At 70.4% G+C, this 5,835-nt stretch carries 3 protein-coding genes; 2 read left to right on the plus strand and 1 reads right to left on the minus strand.

Annotated elements, in window-relative coordinates:
* Positions 1-625 precede the first annotated feature (625 nt).
* Positions 626-3,151, plus strand: a complete 2,526-nt coding sequence (locus HCN56_RS22825) for an ATP-dependent Clp protease ATP-binding subunit (RefSeq protein WP_167974133.1) — start codon at positions 626-628, stop codon at positions 3,149-3,151.
* Positions 3,152-3,264: 113 nt separating this feature from the next.
* Here the strand turns inward: HCN56_RS22825 and HCN56_RS22830 are convergent, their stop codons facing one another.
* Complete coding sequence (locus tag HCN56_RS22830; protein WP_167974135.1) at positions 3,265-3,951, minus strand: TetR/AcrR family transcriptional regulator; 687 nt, start codon at positions 3,949-3,951, stop codon at positions 3,265-3,267.
* A gap of 300 nt (positions 3,952-4,251) precedes the next feature.
* On the opposite strand from HCN56_RS22830, the gene HCN56_RS22835 reads away from it, so the two are divergent.
* On the plus strand, positions 4,252-5,835 hold a 1,584-nt coding region (locus HCN56_RS22835; RefSeq protein ID WP_312871389.1), incomplete at its 3' end, for an MDR family MFS transporter.

A 5,835-nucleotide genomic window follows, 5' to 3' on the forward strand; every position in this document is an offset into this window, starting at 1 on the left:
CCCCCCCGGCGGGTGGTCGGGCCAACCGCCGCGCCGTGGCCGCCGCTGCTGCCCGCGCCCGCCGCCCGGGCCTGGGCTACGCTTGGTCCCGATGCTGCTGCTCTGCGTGTTCGCCGGTGCTCCCGGGCACCGCCACGGGTGGCACCGCCACCACGGCGCCGCAGGGCGCGAGCCGCGTCCGTCCGGCCCGGTCCGCGGCGCCCGGCGGGCGCCCCGACCACCCGTCCGCCGCTCTCCGGTGTTCGCCGGTAGCGGATGTTGTGGGTCCGCGCTGCATGGAGTGACAGCCTGGACGGGTAGGAAGCCCCTAGTGAAGAGGGGGTGCCCCCGGCAGGATGAAGGAGGGCCCGACCTGCGCGGCGAACATTGCTGTTCGCCCTCGGCGTAAGCCATGTCAGGTGGAATCTCCTCGCCTACGGGAACATCGTCTCTCACTATCGGGTTGAACTGTTGTCGGCTGTTCGGGGCAGGAGGGCCGGTGGCGGCTGCATTGATCCGACGCTGAGGCGATTCGGGCCGGTGTCGGCAGTTGGAATGAGCGGTCCCGGGCCGCGGGACTAAGCTGCGGAAGGACAGGGAGGGGACCGACCCCTTACTGACTGACCGCTCTGAGGAGCGATTAACGATGTTCGAGAGGTTCACCGACCGTGCGCGGCGGGTTGTCGTCCTGGCTCAGGAAGAAGCCCGGATGCTCAACCACAACTACATCGGCACCGAGCACATCCTTCTGGGTCTGATCCACGAGGGTGAGGGTGTCGCCGCTAAGGCCCTGGAGAGCCTCGGGATCTCGCTCGAGGCGGTCCGCCAGCAGGTGGAGGAGATCATCGGCCAGGGCCAGCAGGCCCCGTCCGGCCACATCCCCTTCACCCCCCGGGCCAAGAAGGTGCTGGAGCTCTCGCTGCGCGAGGCCCTCCAGCTCGGCCACAACTACATCGGCACCGAGCACATCCTGCTCGGCCTGATCCGCGAGGGCGAGGGCGTCGCCGCCCAGGTCCTGGTGAAGCTGGGCGCCGATCTCAACCGGGTGCGGCAGCAGGTCATCCAGCTGCTCTCCGGCTACTCCGGCGGCAAGGAGGCCGCGACGGCGGGCGCCCCCACCGAGGGCACCCCCTCCACCTCCCTGGTGCTGGACCAGTTCGGCCGCAACCTCACGCAGGCCGCCCGCGAGTCCAAGCTCGACCCGGTCATCGGGCGCGAGAAGGAGATCGAGCGGGTCATGCAGGTGCTGTCCCGTCGCACCAAGAACAACCCGGTGCTGATCGGTGAGCCCGGCGTCGGCAAGACCGCCGTCGTGGAGGGCCTGGCCCAGGCGATCGTCAAGGGCGAGGTCCCGGAGACGCTGAAGGACAAGCACCTCTACACCCTCGACCTGGGCGCGCTGGTCGCCGGTTCCCGCTACCGCGGTGACTTCGAGGAGCGCCTGAAGAAGGTGCTCAAGGAGATCCGCACCCGCGGTGACATCATCCTGTTCATCGACGAGCTGCACACCCTGGTCGGCGCCGGTGCCGCCGAGGGCGCGATCGACGCCGCGTCGATCCTGAAGCCCATGCTGGCCCGCGGTGAGCTGCAGACCATCGGTGCCACCACGCTCGACGAGTACCGCAAGTACCTGGAGAAGGACGCCGCGCTGGAGCGCCGCTTCCAGCCCATCCAGGTGGCCGAGCCGTCGATGCCGCACACCATCGAGATCCTGAAGGGGCTGCGCGACCGGTACGAGGCGCACCACCGCGTCTCGATCACCGACGCCGCCCTGGTCGCCGCCGCGCAGCTGGCCGACCGGTACATCTCGGACCGCTTCCTGCCGGACAAGGCGATCGACCTGATCGACGAGGCCGGCTCCCGGATGCGCATCCGCCGGATGACCGCGCCGCCGGACCTCCGCGAGTTCGACGAGAAGATCGCGAACGTCCGCCGCGAGAAGGAGTCCGCGATCGACTCGCAGGACTTCGAGAAGGCCGCCTCCCTGCGGGACGACGAGAAGCAGCTGCTCTCGCAGAAGTCCCAGCGGGAGAAGGAGTGGAAGGCCGGCGACATGGACGTCGTCGCCGAGGTCGACGAGGAGCTGATCGCCGAGGTCCTCGCCGCTTCCACCGGCATCCCGGTCTTCAAGCTGACCGAGGAGGAGTCCTCGCGTCTGCTCCGCATGGAGGACGAGCTCCACAAGCGGGTCATCGGCCAGGAGGACGCCATCAAGGCGCTCTCCCAGGCGATCCGCCGTACCCGTGCCGGCCTGAAGGACCCGAAGCGTCCCGGTGGTTCGTTCATCTTCGCCGGCCCGTCCGGTGTCGGTAAGACCGAGCTGTCCAAGACGCTGGCCGAGTTCCTCTTCGGCGACGAGGACGCCCTGATCTCCCTCGACATGTCGGAGTTCGGCGAGAAGCACACCGTCTCCCGGCTGTTCGGCTCGCCTCCCGGCTACGTCGGCTACGAGGAGGGCGGCCAGCTCACGGAGAAGGTGCGGCGCAAGCCGTTCTCGGTGGTCCTCTTCGACGAGGTCGAGAAGGCGCACCCGGACATCTTCAACTCGCTGCTGCAGATCCTGGAGGACGGTCGTCTGACCGACTCCCAGGGCCGGGTCGTGGACTTCAAGAACACGGTCATCATCATGACGACCAACCTCGGCACCCGGGACATCTCCAAGGGCTTCAACATGGGCTTCGCCGTGGCCGGCGACGTCAACACCGGCTACGAGCGGATGAAGGCCAAGGTCAACGAGGAGCTGAAGCAGCACTTCCGCCCCGAGTTCCTGAACCGTGTCGACGACACGGTGGTCTTCCACCAGCTGACGCGGGACGACATCATCAAGATCGTCGACCTCATGGTGGCCCAGGTGGACGAGCGGCTGAAGGACCGGGACATGGGCATCGAGCTCTCCCCGGAGGCCAAGTCGCTGCTGGCCAAGCGCGGGTACGACCCCGTGCTCGGCGCCCGGCCGCTGCGCCGGACGATCCAGCGGGAGATCGAGGACGTCCTGTCGGAGAAGATCCTTTTCGGCGAGCTGCGTCCCGGTCACATCGTGGTCGTCGGCACCGAGGGCACGGACAAGGAGGCCAAGTTCACCTTCCACGGTGAGGAGAAGGCCGCCCTGCCCGACGCGCCGCCGGTGGACGCCGCGGCCGGCAAGGGGCCGAACCTCTCCAAGGACAGCTGAGCCGCTGTCCGCGGACGGTCGCCACTGAGCGCCTGAGACGACCGCGCCCCCGCCGCCTCTCGATGAGGTGGCGGGGGCGCGGTCGTGTGTGCGGGGCGGGCCGGGGGCCTGGGTCAGTCCTCGGCGCCGCCGCTCCCGTTCACGGCGGCCGCCGCGGCGTTCCCCGCCGGGGACTCGCCGTCGGCCGGGTCGCCGGCCGGGTCGCCGGTAGGGTCGTCGGCCGCGGCGGCCGTGAGGAGTTCCTGGGCGACCTGGAGCGCGGCGATCCGCTTCTCCTCCGGGCTGACGTCGATGTACTGGGAGACGGCGAAGACCGCGGCGTGGATGGTGTGCAGCGCCGCCAGGCCGCGGATGCGGTCCACCGTCGCCGCGGTGGGCGGCACCAGCAGCGCCCCCAGCACCCGCACCCGCTCCTTGAACCGTTCCCCGAGGTGGAACCGCCCCAGGCTGGCCTGGTTCTCCTGCATGAAGCGGAAGAGCGGCCCGGCGGAGGCCATCGCCTCGCTGTAGCGGCGCAGGATCTCCCGCTTGTTCTCCAGCGTCGGCTCCTGCTCGCCCGCCCACGCCACGATGGCGTCGATGGGCCGGGTCCACTCGTCGTAGATCGCGACGACGAGCTCCTCCTTGGTCTTGAAGTGGTAGTAGAGCGCCGCCTTCGTCACGTCCAGCTCCTCGGCGATCTCCCGCAGCGAGGTGTTGTCGTAGCCACGCGCCACGAACAGGCGGAGGGCCACCTCCTGGATTCGCCCGCGGGTGTTGCCACGCCGGCCTCCGGTCGTGTCGCCTTCCGTGCCGCTCATGCCTCTCCCTCGCCGTGCCGCCTCGTGGTCGTGCCGCTGTATTGTCCCGCAGCCGTGTCGGCGCGAGGACGGGCCGTGTCGTACCGCCCGTCCGTGCACCCGGCCTCGGCTGCCGCCGAGCCACGCCGGCTCGCGATGCCGTCGCCGCACCGGGCGCACTGGGCGCACCGGGCGCACCGCCGCGGGCACGCCAACTGACTTGACGCCCGGCAAGTAGCTGCCGTAGCTTGCGTTACTGTACCCGAACTAGCCGGTCGGCAAGTAAGTGAGGCCGGTGCGAGCAGAACCGGTGGGAGCGCAGTGACCCGGGACACCCGACCCGACCAGCCGGCCGACCAGCAGACGGCCGGCAGGAAACCACGCGGTATCCGCATCGTCCTCGTCGCGCTGATGATCTCGGCGCTGCTGGCGATGCTCGACAACATGATCATCGCGACGGCGATGCCGACCATCGTCGGCGACCTCGGCGGCCTCGCCCACCTCTCGTGGGTCGTCACCGCCTACACCCTCGCCACCGCCGCCTCCACCCCTGTCTGGGGCAAGCTCGGCGACCTGTACGGGCGGAAGGGCATCTTCCTCACCGCCATCGTCATCTTCGTCGCCGGCTCCGTCACCTCCGGGGCGGCGCAGACGATGGGCCAGCTCATCGGGTTCCGCGCCCTCCAGGGGCTCGGCGCGGGCGGACTGCTCGTCGGCGTCATGTCGATCATCGGCGAGTTGATACCGCCCCGGGAGCGCGGCCGGTACCAGGGCCTCTTCGCCAGCATCATGGCCGTCGCCATGATCGGCGGCCCGCTGCTCGGCGGCATCATCACCGACAGCCTCGGCTGGCGCTGGGCCTTCTACATCAACGTCCCGCTCGGCGCGGTCGCCATCGCCATGGTCGCCACCGTCCTCCACCTGCCGAAACGCCGCAGCACCGCCCGGATCGACTACACCGGCGCCGTGCTGCTGACCGTCGCCATCACCGCGCTGGTGCTCGTCACCACCTGGGGCGGCTCCGAGTACGGGTGGCTCTCGCCCACCATCGTCGGCCTCGCCGTCGTCGGCGTCGCCACCCTGGCGGTGTTCATCGTGGTGGAGCGCCGCGTCTCCGAACCCCTGCTGCCGCTCGGCCTCTTCCGCAACCCGAACTTCTCGCTCGCCGTCGGCATGGGGTTCGTCCTCGGCATCGTCATGTTCGGCGCGATGATCTTCCTGCCCGTCTACCAGCAGGCCGTGCAGGGCGCCTCCGCCACCAACTCCGGCATGCAGCTGCTCCCGATGCTCCTGGCGATGATGAGCGTCTCGCTCATCGTCGGACGCGCCACCACCCGGACCGGCCGCTACCGCATCTTCCCCATCGTCGGCGGCGCGCTGGTCGTCACCGGACTCCTGCTGCTCTCCACCGTCGGCCCCGACACCACGCGGCTCACCACCGGCCTCTCGATGGCGGTCCTCGGCTGCGGCATGGGCTGCCTGATGCAGCTCACCATGCTCATCCCGCAGAACAGCGTCGAACTGCGCGACATCGGCGTCGCCTCGTCCACGGCGACCCTGGCCCGCACCCTGGGCGGCTCCTTCGGAGTCGCCGCTCTCGGCTCGCTCTTCAACTCCCGCCTCGCCGCCTCCCTCGGTGACGCCGCCGGAGCGGTGGACGTGGAGATCGGCGAGGGCGGCGGCCAGCTCGACGCCGCGTCGCTCGCCGCCCTCCCGGACGCCGCGCGCACCGCCTACCAGGAGGCCGTCAGCTCCGCCGTCGGCCTGATCTTCCTCGTCGGCGCCTGCGTCGCCGTCGCCGCCTTCCTCGCCGCCTGGTTCATCCGCGAGGTCCCGCTGCGCGGCGCGGAGCCGACCGCGGCCCCGGCCGCCGGCGGCCCCCCGGCCCCGGCCGCGCCGCTCGTC

Origin of the sequence: Streptomyces lonarensis, from assembly GCF_012033735.1 — a bacterium.
GTDB classification, from domain to species: Bacteria; Actinomycetota; Actinomycetes; order Streptomycetales; family Streptomycetaceae; genus Streptomyces; species Streptomyces lonarensis.